Source organism: Streptomyces sp. DH24 (genome assembly GCF_029813775.1).
GTDB lineage: Bacteria > Actinomycetota > Actinomycetes > Streptomycetales > Streptomycetaceae > Streptomyces.
In genome coordinates this window covers 92,950-109,181 of record NZ_JARVKW010000020.1, presented here as the reverse complement: position 1 = coordinate 109,181, position 16,232 = coordinate 92,950, and the positions used below count along the sequence as shown (strand labels likewise).

The 16,232-nt window shown below is 73.4% G+C and carries 15 protein-coding genes, 2 pseudogenes and 1 riboswitch; of the genes and pseudogenes, 8 read left to right on the top strand and 9 right to left on the bottom strand.

All coding sequences use genetic code 11. From position 1 onward, the window contains the following. Nucleotides 1-81 precede the first annotated feature (81 nt). Nucleotides 82-474 (top strand): annotated as a pseudogene (locus QC282_RS18180) (lipase family protein); the annotation flags it as partial. On the opposite strand, the gene bla reads toward QC282_RS18180, so the two are convergent. Next, nucleotides 380-1,480: a class A beta-lactamase gene (bla, locus tag QC282_RS18175; protein WP_279550513.1), complete on the bottom strand. Its 1,101-nt coding sequence runs from the start codon at nt 1,478-1,480 to the stop codon at nt 380-382. The pseudogene QC282_RS18180 and the gene bla overlap by 95 nt on opposite strands. Then, nucleotides 1,477-3,138, bottom strand: coding sequence for a penicillin-binding transpeptidase domain-containing protein (locus tag QC282_RS18170; protein ID WP_279550512.1), 1,662 nt, complete (start codon nt 3,136-3,138; stop codon nt 1,477-1,479). The genes bla and QC282_RS18170 overlap by 4 nt, the downstream gene beginning before the upstream one ends. A gap of 114 nt (nt 3,139-3,252) precedes the next feature. Here QC282_RS18170 and QC282_RS18165 point away from each other — a divergent pair, with 114 nt between their 5' ends. Continuing rightward, nucleotides 3,253-4,191 (top strand): LysR family transcriptional regulator, encoded by a 939-nt coding sequence (locus QC282_RS18165; RefSeq protein WP_279550511.1) that lies wholly within the window; start codon nt 3,253-3,255, stop codon nt 4,189-4,191. Beyond that, nucleotides 4,188-5,075 carry a class A beta-lactamase-related serine hydrolase gene (locus QC282_RS18160; protein ID WP_279550509.1) on the top strand — a complete coding sequence of 296 codons (888 nt, stop codon included), beginning with the start codon at nt 4,188-4,190 and terminating at the stop codon, nt 5,073-5,075. The genes QC282_RS18165 and QC282_RS18160 overlap by 4 nt, the downstream gene beginning before the upstream one ends. A 106-nt stretch (nt 5,076-5,181) precedes the next feature. Here QC282_RS18160 and QC282_RS18155 read toward each other — a convergent pair whose 3' ends face one another. From QC282_RS18155 to QC282_RS18145, 3 genes are all read right to left on the bottom strand, one after another. Next, complete coding sequence (locus QC282_RS18155; RefSeq protein WP_279550508.1) at nt 5,182-5,385, bottom strand: cold-shock protein; 204 nt, start codon at nt 5,383-5,385, stop codon at nt 5,182-5,184. 181 nt (nt 5,386-5,566) lie between these two features. Then, a complete protein-coding gene (locus tag QC282_RS18150; RefSeq protein ID WP_279550507.1) occupies nt 5,567-7,090 on the bottom strand; it encodes a flotillin family protein in 1,524 nt (507 codons plus the stop codon). 156 nt (nt 7,091-7,246) lie between these two features. Next, nucleotides 7,247-7,756 carry a hypothetical protein gene (locus QC282_RS18145; RefSeq protein WP_279550506.1) on the bottom strand — a complete coding sequence of 170 codons (510 nt, stop codon included), beginning with the start codon at nt 7,754-7,756 and terminating at the stop codon, nt 7,247-7,249. A 213-nt stretch (nt 7,757-7,969) separates the two neighbouring features. Between QC282_RS18145 and QC282_RS18140 the strand changes: the two genes are divergently transcribed. Continuing rightward, nucleotides 7,970-8,716: a DUF4142 domain-containing protein gene (locus QC282_RS18140; RefSeq protein ID WP_279550504.1), complete on the top strand. Its 747-nt coding sequence runs from the start codon at nt 7,970-7,972 to the stop codon at nt 8,714-8,716. Nucleotides 8,717-8,794: 78 nt separating this feature from the next. Beyond that, on the top strand, nt 8,795-9,160 hold the full coding sequence (locus QC282_RS18135) for a DUF6479 family protein (protein ID WP_279550502.1): 366 nt from the start codon (nt 8,795-8,797) through the stop codon (nt 9,158-9,160). Nucleotides 9,161-9,480: 320 nt separating this feature from the next. Here the strand turns inward: QC282_RS18135 and QC282_RS18130 are convergent, their stop codons facing one another. Continuing rightward, nucleotides 9,481-10,170, bottom strand: coding sequence for a LuxR C-terminal-related transcriptional regulator (locus QC282_RS18130; RefSeq protein WP_279550501.1), 690 nt, complete (start codon nt 10,168-10,170; stop codon nt 9,481-9,483). A 172-nt stretch (nt 10,171-10,342) separates the two neighbouring features. Here QC282_RS18130 and QC282_RS18125 point away from each other — a divergent pair, with 172 nt between their 5' ends. Continuing rightward, nucleotides 10,343-10,717, top strand: coding sequence for a hypothetical protein (locus tag QC282_RS18125; RefSeq protein ID WP_279550500.1), 375 nt, complete (start codon nt 10,343-10,345; stop codon nt 10,715-10,717). 347 nt (nt 10,718-11,064) lie between these two features. Here QC282_RS18125 and QC282_RS18120 read toward each other — a convergent pair whose 3' ends face one another. After that, the gene (locus QC282_RS18120) at nt 11,065-11,457 is read right to left on the bottom strand and encodes a metalloregulator ArsR/SmtB family transcription factor (protein WP_279550498.1); all 393 of its coding nucleotides are present in this window, start codon (nt 11,455-11,457) and stop codon (nt 11,065-11,067) included. Between the two features lie 109 nt (nt 11,458-11,566). Continuing rightward, nucleotides 11,567-11,781, top strand: a riboswitch (cobalamin riboswitch). Between the two features lie 27 nt (nt 11,782-11,808). On the opposite strand from QC282_RS18120, the gene QC282_RS18115 reads away from it, so the two are divergent. Further along, nucleotides 11,809-12,939, top strand: a complete 1,131-nt coding sequence (locus tag QC282_RS18115) for a HoxN/HupN/NixA family nickel/cobalt transporter (protein ID WP_279550497.1) — start codon at nt 11,809-11,811, stop codon at nt 12,937-12,939. Here QC282_RS18115 and QC282_RS18110 read toward each other — a convergent pair. Further along, a complete protein-coding gene (locus tag QC282_RS18110; RefSeq protein WP_279550537.1) occupies nt 12,936-13,919 on the bottom strand; it encodes a nucleoside hydrolase in 984 nt (327 codons plus the stop codon). The genes QC282_RS18115 and QC282_RS18110 overlap by 4 nt on opposite strands. 151 nt (nt 13,920-14,070) lie before the next feature. Continuing rightward, nucleotides 14,071-14,268: pseudogene (locus QC282_RS18105) on the bottom strand (threonine--tRNA ligase); the annotation flags it as partial. A gap of 660 nt (nt 14,269-14,928) precedes the next feature. Here QC282_RS18105 and QC282_RS18100 point away from each other — a divergent pair. Continuing rightward, nucleotides 14,929-15,729, top strand: coding sequence for a hypothetical protein (locus QC282_RS18100; protein WP_279550496.1), 801 nt, complete (start codon nt 14,929-14,931; stop codon nt 15,727-15,729). Nucleotides 15,730-16,232 lie beyond the last annotated feature (503 nt).

Here is a 16,232-nt window from a genome sequence, read left to right as displayed (position 1 = left end):
CGGCCGACGGCGGAACCGGGACGGCCCGCCACGAGCGACATGCGCGCACCCGGTGACACGAGTACGTCCCGTGCGGCACGCCTCTTCCGGTACGGCTTCACCAAGAGCACCAGGTGGACGAAGGACGGCCGGTCCGTCTCCGGCCTCATCGCCGCCGAGCCGCGCCTGAAGGCGTTCCTCGACGGCCAGCGCATCGGCACCCTCAAGCCGGCCGGTCCGGTGCGGGTCGCGACCGGCGTCGAGGACGACATCGTCGAGCACGAGCAGTCGCGTCAACTCGCCGTCGACTGGTGCCGCAAGGGCGCCGACGTCACCTACGTGCCCGTCAGGCTCCCCAACCTCGGCGACAAGCTCCTCACCAACCACCTGGCGCCGCTGATCACCGACCAGGGCAACGCCATCGCCTGGCTGTCGGACCGCCTGTCGGGCAAGCCGGCGACCACGAACTGCGGGACGGTGTCCGGCCAGGGCTGACGTCGTCGTGGGGCGGCGGGCACGTCAGGTGCGCGACCACCTCCCTCGTGGCCTCGGCCAGCAGGGCGTCCCGCGGTTCCGCGGCGACTCCTGGCCGGTCGGACATGACGGCCAGGACGAGGGGCGCGACGCCGGGCGGCCGGACGACGGCGATGTCGTTCGCCCGGCCGTAGTCGCCCGTTCCCGTCTTGTCCGCCACCGCCCAGCCGTCGGGGACGCCCGCCCGGACCCGCCTGGCCCCGACGCCCGTGGCGTTGCGGGCGAGCCAGTCGCCGAGGAGGCGGCGCTTGGCGGCCGGCAGGGCGTCACCGAGCACGAGCCGCTGGTAGTCGGCTGCGATCGCCCGGGGAGTGGTGGTGTCGCGCGGGTCTCCGGGGCGGACGCTGTTGAGTTCCGGCTCGTAGTCGTCCATGCGGCTGACGTCGTCCCCGAGTTCGCGCAGGAACGCGGTCAGGCCCGCCGGGCCGCCGATGTCCCGCATCAGCAGGTTCCCCGCCGTGCCGTCGCTGTACCGGACGGCCGCGTCGCACAGCTGCCGGATCGTCATGCCCGTGGCGACGTGGTCCTCGGTGACCGGCGAAATGGAGTCGACGTCCGCCGCTGTGTAGGTGACGCGGTCGTCCAGGTGGCTCAAGGGCCTGCGGTGCAGGACGGCCGCCGCGGCCAGCGTCTTGAAGGTGGAGCAGAACGCGAACCGCTCGTCGGCGCGGTACGACACGGTCGCACCGGTGCCCGTCGCCAGGGCGTGGACGCCGAGGCGGGCGCCGTACTTCCGTTCCAGCGCGGCGAAGCGCGGGCGCGCGTCCCGGGAGGCGTCCGCAGGGGCCTGCCGGGACGCGGTCGGCGAGGCGGAGCGGGAGGAGGGCCCGGTCCCGGCCGGGTTCCCGCCCTCACCGCACCCCGCCGCCAGGGGCAGCAGGACCGCGCCCCACAGCACGGCACGTCGGCTGGGCGCACCGCCGCCGTTCAGCGTCCCGGCGCGACGGCCCGCCGCACCCGCCCTCACGCCGGGTCCCCCGGCACCGCCGCCAGCAGCCCTCGCACCACGGGCCCCGCCGACCCGCCCCCGGTGACGCCCTCCTCCACCACGCACGCCACCGCCACGTTCCCGCGGTGGGCGACGAACCAGCCGTTGTTCTCCGCGTCCTCCGAGACCTCGGCGGTGCCGGTCTTCGCGCCGATCTCGCCGGGCAGGTCGGCCAGGACGCGGGCCGTGCCCTCGGTGACGGTGGCGCGCAGCATGTCGCGCAGGTGGCCGACGACGTCGTCCGGCAGTGGTGTCGTCGTGGTCGTGTCCTTCGTGCCCGACGTACCGGATGTGAGGGACGGCTGGTGGAAGGTGCCGGACACGGCGGTCGCGGTGACCGACGCCATGATCAGCGGATTGGCCTGGATGCGGCCCTGCCCGATCATCGAGGCGGCCTTCTCGGTCTCGTCGCGCGGCACGGGCACGGAACCGTCGTAGGACGGGACACCGATGTGCCAGGTCTGGCCGACGCCGAAGTACTCGCGGGCGACGTCGCCCAGTTCCCGGTCGGCGAGCTTGCCGCGCAGGCTGATGAACGCGGTGTTGCACGACTCGGTGAAGTCCTTGCGGAAGGTGGCGCCCGGGTGTTCGGAGGTCTCCACGTTGTGGAACTCCTTGCCGACCGTGAGGTACTTGGGGCAGTCCACAACGTCGTCGGGCGTCACCGCGTCCTTGAGCAGCAGGGCGCTGCTGGTGACGATCTTCCACGTGGAGCCGGGCGCGTAGGTGCCGGAGACGGCGCGGTTGAAGCCGGTGGTGGGGGAGTTGGCCACGGCGAGGATCTCGCCGTTGTCGACGCGCAGGGCGACGAGCGCCGCGTTCTTGCCGTCCGTGCCGTCGGCCAGGGCCCGTTCGGCCGCCGCCTGCCAGGTCGCGTCGAGGGTGGTGCGGACGGGCCCGCCGCGGTCCGGGGCGGGCTTCTCGCCGAACCTGGCCTCGGTGCGCACGACCTCGCCCGTGGCGCGGTCGACGAGTTCGACGGCGCCGCGCGGACCGCCGCCCGCGCCGCCGAGCCGGCTGAGGACCGGGCCGAGCGAGGGGTACTTCTCCGCCGAGAGGGTCGCGCCCCGCCGGTCGGTGGCCTCGGGGACGTTCGTCTCCTCGCGCTCCAGATGGAACTTCTCGGTGCCGCTCAGACGCGGATGGACGACGGACAGCCGCCAGTCCACCTTCCAGCTGCCGTCGCCCTGCTCGCGCAGCGGCAGCTTCGACTCGTACGTCCAGGTGCCCAGGCCCTCGACCGGCATCCGGGCCGTGAACGGGACGGTCACCGTGCCGTCCTCGCCCTCCTCGGGCTCCCGCGGCGTGAGTTCCGGTCTGCCGATGTCGAGCCCGGTCGTGAAGCTGCTCAGCACCTGCCGCGCGGTGTCCGGCCTGGTGGTCCGGCCGGCGGCGGCCGGCATCCGCCCGGCCGCCCAGTCGGCGAGGAACGCGCGGGCCTGCGCCGTCGCCGCCGGATCGGGTCCCTCGTCGCCGCGCGCGAAGGGGCCGAGGCCGGCCGCGTACGACCCGCCCACGACGACGGCGGCCAGCGCCACGGCCACGGTGAGGGTCCGGCCCGTGCGGCGCCCGCGGCGGCGCAGGGGCGCGGCGGGATACTGCGGATACTGCGTCGGGTCTTCGGTACGGGGTTCCATGGCACGAGCAGAGCAACCGTCACGCCCGCTGTCCAAGATGCATATCGATCTCGGATCGATCAATCGGCGATATGGTTCCTGATCGTGGACCTGGTGCGGCACCTGGAGTGCTTTGTGGCTGTTGCAGAAGAGTCACACTTCGGGCGTGCCGCGGCCCGGCTCGGCATGGCGCAGCCGCCGCTGTCGCAGCGCATCCAGCGCCTCGAACGCGAACTGGGCGTCCGTCTCTTCGAACGGTCCAGCCGTCAGGTGACGATCACCGAGGCGGGCACGCTGCTGCTGGCCGAGGCACGTGAACTGCTCGCCCGTTCCGAGTCGTTCCTGGCCGCCGCGCGCCGCATCCGGGACGGCGAGAGCGGCCTGCTGCGCGCCGCGCTGTCGCCCGACCTGTCCGGCGAGACCGTGGCGGCCCTGCTGGCGGAGTTCGGGCGGCGGCACGCCGGGCTGGAACTGGAGCTGCACGAGCTGTCCACCGCCCAGCAGCTCGCCCGGTTCGCCGCGCACGACCTGGACGTCGGCCTCATCCACCACCCCAGCGACGTGACCGGCCTGGAACTCGGCCCGGTGCTCCGCCGCGAGCTGGGCGTCCTCCTCCCGCGCGACGCGGCGGCGGCCCGGCTCGACGAGGTGCCGCTCGCCTCCCTCACCGGCTACGACCTGATCCTCTTCCCCCGCGCCGGCGCCCCGGCGCTCTACGACGACCTGCTGACGGCCTGCGCCCGCAACGGCTACACCCCGGCCGCCGTCCGGCACGCCCAGGGCGCCAGCTTCGTACGGGGGCTGGTGCTGTCCGCCGGTGCCGTCGCCCTCGGTCCGCGCGACGCGCACGCCGGGCACCCCGGGGACCGGGACCCGGACGTCGTCTGGCGCCCGCTCGCCGGTGCGCCGCTGGCCTGGCGGCACTCGGTGGCCTGGCCCAAGGGCCGCGGCGACCGGGCCGTCGGCGCGTTCGCGGAGGCCGCCACGCACGCGCTGCGCACCACCGCCGGGGCGACGCCCGACGTGCCGGCCCGCCCGCTGCACCTGCGCCCGGCATCGGAGTACTGGCTGTGACCGACGCCCTCGCCCGCATCCGGGCGGCCTTCGCCGAAGCCGGGGTCACCGGCCGGCTGCACGCCCTCGACATCGACTCGGGCGCCCAGCTCGACGCGGGCGCGGACCAGCCGGTGTGCACGGCCAGCGTCCACAAGCTGTGTCTGCTGGTCGCGCTCCACGACCTCGCCGCCGCCGGACACCTGGACCTGACGGAGCAGGTCGACTGCCCCCCGCCCGAGCGCACCCCCGGCCCCACCGGACTGGCCGCCATGCTGGACCCGGTCCGGATGTCCCTGCGCGACGTCGCCTACCTGATGATGGCCGTCAGCGACAACGCCGCCGCCGACCTCCTGCTCGCCCGCGTCGGCCTGGACGCCGTCAACCGCACGACGGCCCGCCTCGGCCTGAGCCGCACGCACGCCGTCCACACGTTCGGCGAGATGCTCGCCACGATCAAGGAGGACGCGGGCCCCGGCGGCGCCCGGGCGCTCGCCGACCCGCACGTCATCACCCGGCTGCGGGCGCTCGACCCGGCCCGGACCAACCGCAGCACCCCGCGCGACATGACACGGCTGCTGGGCGCCGTCTGGCGGGACGAGGCGTGCGCGCCCGAGCACGGCGCCGCGATCCGCCGGCTGCTCGCCCTCCAGGTCTGGCCGCACCGCCTGGCGTCCGGCTTCCCCTTCGACGACGTGCACGTGGCGGGCAAGACGGGCAGCCTGCCGACCGTGCGCAACGAGGTCGGGGTGGTCGAGTATCCCGACGGCGGCCGGTACGCGGTCGCCGTGTTCACCCGTACGGCCAGCACGGCGGCGACGCTCCCCGCGGCGGACGCGGTCATCGGCACGGCGGCCCGGATCGCCGTGGACGCCCTGCGCGCCCCGCGCGTGACCGGCACGTGACCGGCACGAACGCCCCGGACACCCCGGACACCCCGGACACCCCGGACACACGAGAACCGGGACCCGCGTTCCCACGCGAGTCCCGGTTCTGTCGTGCTGCTCCGCGTCAGGCGGGGCGGATGTTCTCCGCCTGCGGGCCCTTCTGGCCCTGCGTGACGTCGAAGATCACCTTCTGGCCTTCCTGAAGCTCACGGAAGCCCTGCGCGGCGATGTTCGAGTAGTGGGCGAAGACGTCCTGCCCGCCGCCGTCCTGCGCGATGAAGCCGAAACCCTTTTCCGAGTTGAACCACTTCACGGTGCCGGTAGCCATACCAATTCTCCTTCGGGGCACTGCCGGAGATTCCACACCGTGTGAAATCTCCCTGTCGCCGAGATGATTGCCCCGCCCGGAGAAAAAACACCGGGTAATTCACGCATGGGAACCAAGACCGCAACTCCAAGCGACGGTAGCACGGAAGGGGCGGCCACGCCGGGTGCGCGACCGCGCCCTGTCAACCGGCGATCTCGACCTTTCCGTCGTCCTGCGCGGACCCGCCCTCGCCCCGCGCGTCCCGGCGTGTGATGCCCTTCAGCAGTTCCGCCAGGTCGACACCCGTGGTCGCGCCGAGCAGCTCCATCCCCTGGGCGACGTTGTCGGCGACCGCGCGCGGGATGCGGCTCGCGCCGTCCGTGGAGATGACCGTCATCTTGTCCACCGCGCTCAGCGGCTCCGACGCCTTCGCGACCACCTGCGGAAGCACCTCGACCAGCATCTGGAGCACCGCCGCGTCGCCGTACTGCCCGAACGCGTCGGCCTTCCTCCGCATCGCGTCGGCCTCGGCGGCGCCCTTCGCGGCGATCGACGCGGCCTCCGCCTCGCCCTCCAGCCGCACGGCCTCGGCGACCGCGGCACGCCGGGCCCGCTCCGCCTCGCCCTCCTTGAGCCCTTCGAGTGCCCCGGCCTCGGCCAGCGCGGTACGGCGCTGCTTCTCGCCCTCACCGGTCAGCCGCGCCCGCTCGGCCTCCGCCTGGGCCGCCGCGATGGCCGCCAGCCGCTCCGCCTCGGCCTCCTTGACCCGGGCCACCTTGCGCGCCTCGGACTCCTGCTCGGCGGCGTACCGCTGGGCGTCGGCGGGCTTGCGGACCTCGGTGTCGAGCTGGCGGTCCTTCAGCGCCGCCTGCCGCTCGGCGACCTTCTCCTGCTCGGCGAGGATCTCCTGGTTGCGCGCGGCCTCGGCGAGCGGTCCGGCCGCGTTCGCCTGGGCCGCCGCCGCGTCCGTCGCGGCCTTGATCTCCGCCTGCTTCAGGTAGAACGTCCGCTGCGCGACCGCGATCTCCTCCTCGGCCTTCAGCCGGGCCTGCTCGGCGGCGCGGCGGGCCACGGCCTCCGCGATGTCGGCCTCCTGCTTGGCGCGGGCGGCCTCCGGGCGGCCGAGGTCCTCCAGGTAGGAGCCCTCGGTGGTGATGTCCTGGATCTGGAAGGCGTCCAGCACCAGGCCCTGCCCGGACAGGCTGGCCTCCGCCTCCTCGGCGACCTGCCCGGCGAACGCGGCCCGGTCCCGGATGACGTCCTCCACCGACATCCGGCCGACGATCGCGCGCAGCGCGCCCGACAGCACCTCCTGCGTGAAGCCGACGATGCCGTCCTGCTGCATCAGGAACCGCTGTGCCGCGGCGCGGATGGAGTCCTCGGTGCCGCCGACCTTGACGATGGCGACGCCTTCGAGGTTGGCCTTGATGCCGCGCAGGGTGACCGCGCCGCGCACGGCGACGGGAATGTGCCGCGAGGACAGGTCGAGCGTGAACCGCTGCTGGACGAACGGCACGACGAACACGCCGCCGCCGACCACGACCTTCTGTCCGCTGTTGTCGGTGAACACCCGGCCGGTCTCCGGGTCAGTGGACTGCTTGCCGCGCCGGCCCGTGACGATGAACGCCTCGCTCGGCCCGGCGACTTTGTACCGCGTGACCACCACCAGGGCGATGAGCACGAGGAGTACGACGACTCCGACGACGGCGACGACAACTGGACTCATGACAGGGCCCCCGAATCACATGGAAGGAGAAGAGAAGGAGAAGAGAAGGAGAAGAGAAGGAACGCGGAAGGAAAAACGAAAGGACGACAGAGGAGAGGTGAAGGGGAGGGAGAGGCGAGGAGGAGGCGAAAGCGGCGCGGGGTACGTGCCGGGAATTCAGCGTTCCACCGGTCGCACCACGACCGAGGTCGCGCTCGGCGCCGCCTCGACCCACACCTCGGTGCCCCGGGCCACCGGCACCGCGCTGCGGGCGGCGTACTTCACCGGCTGCCCGGCGAGGCGGAGCAGCACCTCGCCGTAGCCGTCGGCCGGAATGGCGGTCACGACGTTCCCGGAGGTGCCGACGAGATCGGTGCCGCGCGGGACGACGGCCGTACGGTCGTTCATCAGGGCGCGGCCGAGACGGTACGTCAGCCATGCCGTGCCCAGTCCGCAGACCACGCCGACCGCGGTGGCGGTCACCGGTCCGGCACCGGCCGCGCCGAGGGCGAGGACGCCGCCGAAGCCGGTCGCCGCCACGAATCCGGCGACGACCGGCAGCGACAGCCACCCGTCGAGGGCTCCCCCGAGCGCGCCCTCGAACGTCCCCTCCAGCAGTCCGTCGAAGATCAGCGCGAGGGCGAGCAGTACGACCCCCGTGATGCCGAGTCCAAGAAACCAGGCCATCCGCACTGCCCCCTCTCGCCCACCGCTGATCTCCGCCTTGACGGAATCCTGACATGCACAGAGAAGGGGCTTCACTGCCGTTTTCCGGCAATGTTCGACGGCCGTTCGGTGCCGCGTTCGCGCCGGGCGCGGGTTTCCCGGCCGCCGGATTGATTGCTTCCGCGGCCCCGTACGTACCTCCTGGGGACCGACCCGTTCACACCAGGAGGCACCATGCGCATGTCGCGCAGGACGGCAGGCACCGTCTTCATCGGCGGCGGCCTGGTCCTGACCCTCGCCGCGCTCGCCTACCCCGCCATGCTCGGGGTGGAGAACACGGCGACGACCTCGTCCCGCGTCATCGCCAACACCCGCTACGGCCCGCTGACCGAGGCCGACCGGGACTTCGTGGTGAAGGTCCGGGCCGCGGGGCTGTGGGAGCATCCGCTCGGCCTGATGGCCATGCAGCGCGGCACGACGCCCGAGATGAAGGAGGCCGGCGAGCACCTGGTCGCCGGGCACTCGCGGCTGGACGCGACCTGCCGGAGGATCGCCCCCGAGCTGGGCGTCACGCTGCCCAACCAGGCGAGTCCGCAGCAGCAGCAGTTCGTGGCGACCGTGGACGGGAGCACGGGCAAGCAGTTCGACATCACGGCGGTCAGCATCATGCGCGTGACGCACGGCCAGATCTTCCCGGTGATCGCCAAGATCCGGGCCAGCACGCAGAACACGCTGGTGCGGCAGCTCGCCGACCAGGCCAACGACACGGTCCTGGACCACATCACCGTGCTGGAGAAGACCGGCATGGTCAACTTCGACCAGGTCAACTTCCAGCAGACCACCCCGCCGAAGCTCCCCGAGGAACAGCTCACCCCGCCGCCACCGCAGCCCGGGGCGCCCGTCCTCGCCCTCACCGAGCCGCCCGGCCTGGACGTGAACACCACGTCGCCGACCCCGAGCCCCAGCCCGACGGTGCGCTGAGCCCCGGCCGGATCGCCGCCTCATGATTATTTGGACATTCCGGGCGCTAATTCTCATTCCGTCGGGGATAATTCACTTATGAGTACGGCAGCGTTCGAAGTACTGGCCGCCTCACGGGATGTCCTCAATGTGACGGTGGCGTTCATCGGCGGGCTGGTCATAGCCGGCGCGCTCGTGTGGGCCGTACGCCTCGGGATCAGGGTCATGGAGCGCGAGCCGCACCGGCCCACCGCCGAGGAGCAGACCAGGCTGCCCGACACGGGCGCGGTCCACGAGGTCCGGGAGGTGCGCGAGCCCGACGAGGTGCCGGCGGCCACCGACGGCAGGCGGCTCATGCCCTACGAACTCCACCCCGCGCAGAGCAGACGGGGCGACGACCAGCACCGACGCCGCTGGCGGCCCGGTTCCAGCGGGTCCTTCGGCAGCGGAGGCTTCAGGCTCTGACCCGTTCGAGGGGGCTGCCCCGCCGACCAGGGGCAGCCCCGCCCGATGCCGCCGGGGGAAGCGCGGTGCCGGGCGCCTTGCCATGACAGCCGTGGGGTGTGACCAGCACTGCCGGCCCCGGCACGTCCGCCTCCCCGGGCGGCGGCACCACTGTGCCGTGCCGCGGGGCGCCGCACCGCGCGAATCGCCGCAGATCGGTACGCCCGGAACCCCTCCGCCGGGAAGATCGGTACCCGCCCCGGCGGCGGCCTGCGTATACGCACCGGCCGCCCCCGAGCCTCCCCGTTCACGCTTGCGATACGTACGTGTCCGCACCACCGCTACTGACTCGCCACGGCCGGTATCTCCGTACGGGACGTGATCTGGAGCTTGGCGAGGATGTGCTCGACGTGGGCGTCCACCGTGCGCTTGGAGATGACGAGGCGTTCCGCGATCTCCCGGTTGGACATGCCCTGCGCCACGAGCGCCGCGACCTCGCGCTCGCGCCGGGTGAGGACGTCGGTGGAACGGTTCTCCACCCCGGCCCGGGGTACGCAGTGCTCGCCGGGCACGTCGAGCGGCTGCCGGCTGGTGGCGAGGACGCTCAGGCCGCCCGCCTCGCGCAGCAGGATGTCGCAGAGCATCGCGCACGCGTCGACGAGATGCTCGCAGGTGTCGAGGACGATCAGCATCCGCCGGCCCCGCAGGTGCTCGACGACCGCGTCCAGCGGGCTCATCCCGGACTGCTCCGGCAGTTCCAGCACCCCGGCGAGGGTCGCCGGGACCAGCTCGGGGTCGTGCAGCCCCGACAGCTCCACCAGCCGTATCCCGTCCGCGAACCGCCCCGCGAGCCCGCCGGCCGCGCGCAGCGCCGTACGGCTCTTGCCGACGCCGCCCGGGCCGACCAGCGTGACCAGGCGCGACCGCGCCAAGGCGCCCTGGATCAGAGCGATCTCCTCGCCGCGTCCGACGAACCCGGTGAGTTCCACCGGGAGTTGCCCGCCACGTCGCTGTCCGAAGCCGAATCCCATAACGCCCCCGTTGTCGACCCGTTCACCCGCACAGCGTAGTCAGCCCTGTGCCCAGCGTGAATGGCGCCACGACGGTGTGGCGGCAAGGATTCCGCTTCCGCGCGCGACACGGCCGGACGGAGGACAATCGAACCGTCGGACGCATCGGCCGGCGGGACGGAGGTGCACCGCCGTGATCACGGAACTCGCGGTCGAACGGGTCGCATTCACCTGCGGCACGTGCGCGCACCGCTGGAGCGTGGACCACGACGTCCAGCGCTACCTGGACGGACACGGGGACGAGTGGGAGTACTTCCACCGCGACAACACCTCGGTGCCCTCCCCGTACACCCCGGACGGCGCGCCCCCCAGCGAGCAGTGCGGCGCCCCCACGACAGCCCGCCTCACGGCCCGCCGCCCCGGCCCCCACCCCCGCAACCCGGGCCAGCCCCGCACCCGTGTCCCCCGGACAGGCATCCACCGCCCGGAACGCCACCTGGCCCCACCGCTGGAGGTCGCCGCCCCCACCCCGGCCCCACAGCCAACGGCAGACCCGGCCCAGACCTGACCGACCAGCGCCCGCAGCCGCCGCCGCACGACAGGCGGCCGGAACGCACCACGGCCCGCAGCCGTCCACGCACGGCAGACGGCCGGAAGAAACCTGGAACCACGGCCCCAGCCGTCCACTCGCAACAAGGGACCGGAAGGAACCACGGCCCGCAGCCGCCAACGAACGACACCGGCCGCAAGGTCCCACGGCCCGCAGCCGTCGACGGCGAGGAGGGGTCGTGTCGGAGGTGTCCGCCCGCAGCGGTTGGCGCGTCAACACCAGGACCTTGATAGGTCACCGATTCCGCGCCGTTCCGAGGACGGACACCCTCGGCGCGGCCCCGACCCACCCACGACGGACGGCGGTTAGCGACTACGCGTCTCCGGAGCCTCGGAGACCGCGACCGCGTCCGCCGCACACCCGGCCAACAGCCCCCGCACGTCCTCGTCCACCACCCGATACCGGACCACCCGCCCCTCCTTCTCCCCCACCACGACCCCGGCCGCCCGCAACAGCCGCAGCGCCTGCGAGACCGCCGGGTCGTTCATACCGGTGGCGATCGCCAGGTCGGACACGGCCAGTGGCCCGGTGCGATGCAGCGCGAGCAGCAGCGCGAGCCGCTTGGCGTCGGCGAGCAGCGAGAAGCGGTCGGCCCAGGTGCGGACATGCCCGGGCTCGCCGATCGCGGCGATGGCGTCACACACCCGATGGCCGTCGATGGCGCGCCGGTCGGCGCGGTCGGCCGGGACGAGATGCATGGGGCTCATCCTCGCAGGTGCCCTCACCCCCACCCCGTCCCCCACGGAACCCCATGTGATCTTGAATACCTGCGCAGCTGTGCAGCTATGCAGCGGTACCTCCCAGGCCCTACCGTGGGCGCGCCGTGGTGTTCGGGAAGCCGGTGACGGTCCGTCGGGAAACCGAGGGGCCCAGACCGGAGCGGCCCTCGCCACTGTGATCGGGGAGTTCCCGTCCCACGCCCCACGAGGGGCAGCCACTGGCCACCGCACGGCGGCCGGGAAGGCGGGCCGGGAACGCACGACCCGTAAGCCAGGAGACCGGCCACGGCATCTCACGAACTGATCCACGAGGTGCTGGAGCGTGACCGCATGACCCTGCCCGACCCTGCCCAGAAGACCGCCGCCACGGCCACAGCCACGGCCAGCGCGACGTCGTTCCGCTGGCGGCGGGAGGACACCCTCAGGACCGCCGGCCTGATGGCCGTGATCGCGGCGCTGCACGTGGTCGCCTTCGGCATCCTGTTCCTGCTCGTCGTACCCGCCCATTACGAGGTCGGCTCCAAGGCCTTCGGGATCGGCCTCGGCATCACCGCCTACACCCTCGGCGTGCGGCACGCGTTCGACGCGGACCACATCGCCGCGATCGACAACACCACCCGCAAGCTCATGGCCGACGGCAAGCGGCCCGTCTCGGTGGGCTTCTGGTTCGCGCTCGGCCACTCCAGCGTCGTGGTGCTGCTGGCCGGCCTGGTCGCGGGCGGCACGAACCTCGCCGGCCGGGTCATGGACGAGGACTCCGGCACCCACCAGGTCCTCGGCGTCCTCGGCACCACCATCTCCGGCTCGTTCCTCTACCTCATCGCCGCGCTCAACCTGGTCGCGCTGCTGGGCATCCTGAAGGTGTTCCGGGCGATGCGGGCGGGGGAGTACGACGAGAAGCGGCTGGAGGAGCACCTGGACTCGCGGGGCTTCATGAACCGCATCCTCGGCCGTCTCACCAAGTCCATCTCCCGGCCGGGCCAGATGTACCCGCTGGGCTTCCTGTTCGGGCTCGGCTTCGACACCGCCACCGAGGTCACGCTGCTGGTGATGGCCGGTTCGGGCGCGGCGGCCGGCCTGCCCTGGTACGCGATCATGTGCCTGCCGCTGCTGTTCGCGGCCGGCATGAGCCTGTTCGACACGCTGGACGGCACGTTCATGAACTTCGCCTACCAGTGGGCGTTCTCGAACCCGGTCCGCAAGGTCTTCTACAACCTCACCATCACCGGCCTGTCGATCGCCGTCGCGTTCGTCATCGGCACCATCGAACTCGTCGGCGTGCTGCACGAGAAGCTCGATCTGCGCGACGCCGTGACGAGCTGGATCGCCGGGATCGACCTCGACAGCGTCGGCTACGTCATCGTCGGCCTGTTCGTGGTGGTGTGGGCGGCGGCGGTGTCGTACTGGAAGGTCGCCAAGGTGGAACAGCGGTGGGCGGTGCGGCCGGCCGAGGCCGACTAGGCACCGCCGTCCGGACCGGATGATCCGGACGCCGGGTCCCGACGCTCCACCGCGTCCAGGTACAGCTTCACGTAGCGCGCCACGTCGACATCCAACGCCACGTCGACCAGGGCCTGTTCGCGGATGCCGTCGTGGAGTTCGGACTCGCCGGGCCGGTGGCGGCGGTCGACGACCGTCTGGCCGCGGGTGGGGCCCGGGGCCAGCGACACCTCGACCGGCAGGCGGTGCGTGGTCAGGCCCTCCGGGTCCACGACCGCGCACACCGCGCCCGCGTCGCCGAGGCCGCCGCCGGGGTCCGACTCGTCGGTCACCGGCCCGCGGTGGGCGAGCAGTTCGCCGGCGAGGCGGGTGCCGGGCTCGGCGCTCGCCCGCAGCCTGCGCAGGTCCGGCCCCGGCACGATCACGCGCTGGAACACGTCGAGGCCGTACATCGTGATGGGCACCCCGGCGGTCAGCAGGACCGCGGCGGCCTCCGGGTCGTGCCAGACGTTGAACTCGGCGACGGGCGTGGCGTTTCCGGTCGCCACCGCGCCGCCCATGAACACGATCCGCTCGATGTTGCGGGTGACGTCGGGGTGGGTGCGCAGCAGCAGCGCGATGTTGGTCAGCGGCGCGGTGGGAATCAGCGTGACCGGGCGCGGCGAGGCGAGGATCTCGCGGCGCAGCAGCGTCACCGCGTCGACGCCGGCGGGCGTGCGGGTGGGCGCGGGCAGACCGAGGTCGCCCATGCCGTCGTGGCCGTGCACGTGCCGCGCCGTGCGCACCGCCTCGATCAACGGCCGCTCGGCGCCCCGCGCGACGGGGATGTCCGGGGCACCGGCCTGCTCCAGCACGGTCAGGGTGTTGCGGACGACGCCGTCGACGTCGGTGTTCCCGGCCACGCAGGTGACGGCCCGCAGATCGAGCCCGGGGTGCCGGACGGCGAACAGCAGGGCGAGGGCGTCGTCGATCCCGGTGTCGCAGTCGATGATCACCGGCAGGGGCGGGCCCGCGCTCTGCGAGCCGGTCCGGCCGGCGCTGTGCGTGCTGGGCTGGTCGGTCGTCACGGCGGCCTCTCCTTCAGCGGGGCCGGGCGGTTGCCGTCGGCGTGTCGTGGTCATGGGCGCAGGCGTTGGCCGGCTACGACGGACCCTACGCGGGTCCCCACAGGGCGGTGCCGCGGGCCCGGACCCGTTCGCCGATCCGGCGGAGCAACTCCGCGCCGGGCAGCTCCCCCGGCCGCCGGCCGTCCCGCAGCCGTAGTGCCACCAGGCCGCCGCCGGCCCCCCGCGCCCCGATCACCGCCTGGTACGGCACCAGCCGCGCCGCCCTGATCCGGGCGCCGAGGGTGCGAGCACCGCGCGACGAAGCCCCGGGGCACTCGCCCCGGGGCTTCGGACTCACGTCAGCTGTCAGCGCGCCGGGACCGTCTCCGGCGTCGTCGTACGGGACACGTGGGCGCGCTGCATGACATCGACGGCACAGCGCGGGCCGGGCGGAGGACGACCGGGTTTGGGCGGGCCCTCCCGGCGGCGGGGGCGGTGGTCCCGGCGGTCCGGTGGTCCCGGTGGCCCCGGGGTCCCGGTGGTCGCGGCGGCCCCGCAGCTCCGGTGGCCCCGCAGCTCCGGTGGCCCGGTGGTCGACGGCCACGGTGGTCCCGGTTGCCTGGTCCCGGCGGTCCTGGTGGTCGACGGCCCCGGTTGCCCCGGCAACCCCGGTGGCCCTGGTGGTCCCGGCGACTCCGGTGGTCCCGGCGGCCCCGCAACCCCGGTGGCCCGGTGGTCGACGGCCACGGTGGTCCCGGTTGCCTGGTCACAGCGGTCCTGGTGGTCGACGGCCACGGTGGTCCCGGCGGTCATGGGGCCCCGGCAGCCCCGTGGCCCTGGTGGTCCCGGTGGTCCCGGCAGCCCCGGTGGCTCACCCGGACGGCCCCGCTCGCTGGTGGGCGGGCGGGCCCGGTGGTGCCGTGTAAAGGCGTATCCGATCTTGAAGGCGCCAAGGAGGCAGTCGATGTCCCGTTCCCCGGCCGCTCGTGTGCTCGTCGCGTCGGTCCTGTCGGCGGCCACGCTGCTGACGGCGGCCGCCTGTTCGGCCGGCGGAACCGACCGGGCGCGGTCCGCGCCCCGGTCACCCGCCTCCCCCGTGTCCCCGGCCGCCGAGCAGCCCCCGGCGGCTCCCGCGACGCCGGCCGCGCCGCCCGTCCTCACCGAGGAGCAGGCACGGGCCGCGCTGGTCACGGAGACCGACCTGGGCGGGCCGTGGGTGCCCACGCGGGGCGCCGCGACCTGGCGGGACGGGCTGCTGAAGGCCACCACCGGCGACGCCGACTGCCGGCGCCTCCTCGACGCCCTGTACACCGACGACCTCTTCGGCGTCCCGGGCGGGCCGCGCGCGGTCGTCGCCCTCGACGACATGGACACCGACGCCCAGCTCCGCCATCAGGTCACCTCCCACCGCGCGGCCGACCTGGACCGCACGCTGGACTGGCTGAAGACGCTGCCGGAGAAGTGCGGGAGCTTCACGGCCACGCCCGAGCGGGGCGGGGCGGCCGAGGTCGTGGTCACGCAGGTGCCGCTGCCGGAGGCGGGGGACGCCCGCCAGGGCCTGCGGGTGACGCTCACCGGCACGGACGCCGACGGCGAGCCCGCGGTGCTCACGCTGGAGGTCGCCGCGGTCCGCGTCGGCGAGGACGCGATCAGCCTCACCAACGGCGGTCTCGGCGAGGTCGTCTCGGACATCACCCGCGCGGTGGCCGAACTCGGGGCGCGGCGCCTGACGGACATCAGGAGGCAGGGGCGCGCCCTGGTCTGAGCCCTCAGGCCCGCCGGCGCGCCTCGGACACCGCCCTGCGCCGCGAACTGCACGGCCGGCAGGTCGAGCTCCACGTCCGCGTCCGGTCCGCCGGTGAGAGGACGGGCCGCTTCCGCCTCCAGCGGCCGGCCGCCGAGATCGCCGCGAACCTCGTGGCCCCGGAGGACGCCTACGGCTGTCACGTCGTCGCGCAGACGTTCATGACCCGGCCCGCACCGTCGCGCACATGGTCGCCCGGGTGAACGCCGAACCGATGAAGAACGCTGCGGAAACCGGCCGGCTCCGCCGCCGGCGGTCGTGCGAGTAAACGCGCCCCGGCGTCTTCATGTGTTCTGCGCCTCAGAGAAACGCATCGCGAATTCAAGCCATCCGCCGTTTCGCGCCCCTGCCAGGTGCCGCCGCCTCCTGCCGCCCGTCCCGCAGCCGCGCGGCAATGCATGTGACATGGGCCGCAATCAGCCGCCGACCGGTTCGCAAATCGCGCCACATATTCCGCATATCCG

What these genes read in the sequence shown, in the direction of transcription:
- QC282_RS18170 (WP_279550512.1), bottom strand. Translation starts at nt 3,138, where the DNA reads ATGGAACCCCGTACCGAAGACCCGACGCAGTATCCGCAGTATCCCGCC.
- QC282_RS18155 (WP_279550508.1), bottom strand. Translation starts at nt 5,385, where the DNA reads ATGGCTACCGGCACCGTGAAGTGGTTCAACTCGGAAAAGGGTTTCGGC.
- QC282_RS18150 (WP_279550507.1), bottom strand. Translation starts at nt 7,090, where the DNA reads ATGAGTCCAGTTGTCGTCGCCGTCGTCGGAGTCGTCGTACTCCTCGTG.
- QC282_RS18145 (WP_279550506.1), bottom strand. Translation starts at nt 7,756, where the DNA reads ATGGCCTGGTTTCTTGGACTCGGCATCACGGGGGTCGTACTGCTCGCC.
- QC282_RS18140 (WP_279550504.1), top strand. Translation starts at nt 7,970, where the DNA reads ATGCGCATGTCGCGCAGGACGGCAGGCACCGTCTTCATCGGCGGCGGC.
- QC282_RS18135 (WP_279550502.1), top strand. Translation starts at nt 8,795, where the DNA reads ATGAGTACGGCAGCGTTCGAAGTACTGGCCGCCTCACGGGATGTCCTC.
- QC282_RS18130 (WP_279550501.1), bottom strand. Translation starts at nt 10,170, where the DNA reads ATGGGATTCGGCTTCGGACAGCGACGTGGCGGGCAACTCCCGGTGGAA.
- QC282_RS18120 (WP_279550498.1), bottom strand. Translation starts at nt 11,457, where the DNA reads ATGCATCTCGTCCCGGCCGACCGCGCCGACCGGCGCGCCATCGACGGC.
- QC282_RS18115 (WP_279550497.1), top strand. Translation starts at nt 11,809, where the DNA reads ATGACCCTGCCCGACCCTGCCCAGAAGACCGCCGCCACGGCCACAGCC.
- QC282_RS18100 (WP_279550496.1), top strand. Translation starts at nt 14,929, where the DNA reads ATGTCCCGTTCCCCGGCCGCTCGTGTGCTCGTCGCGTCGGTCCTGTCG.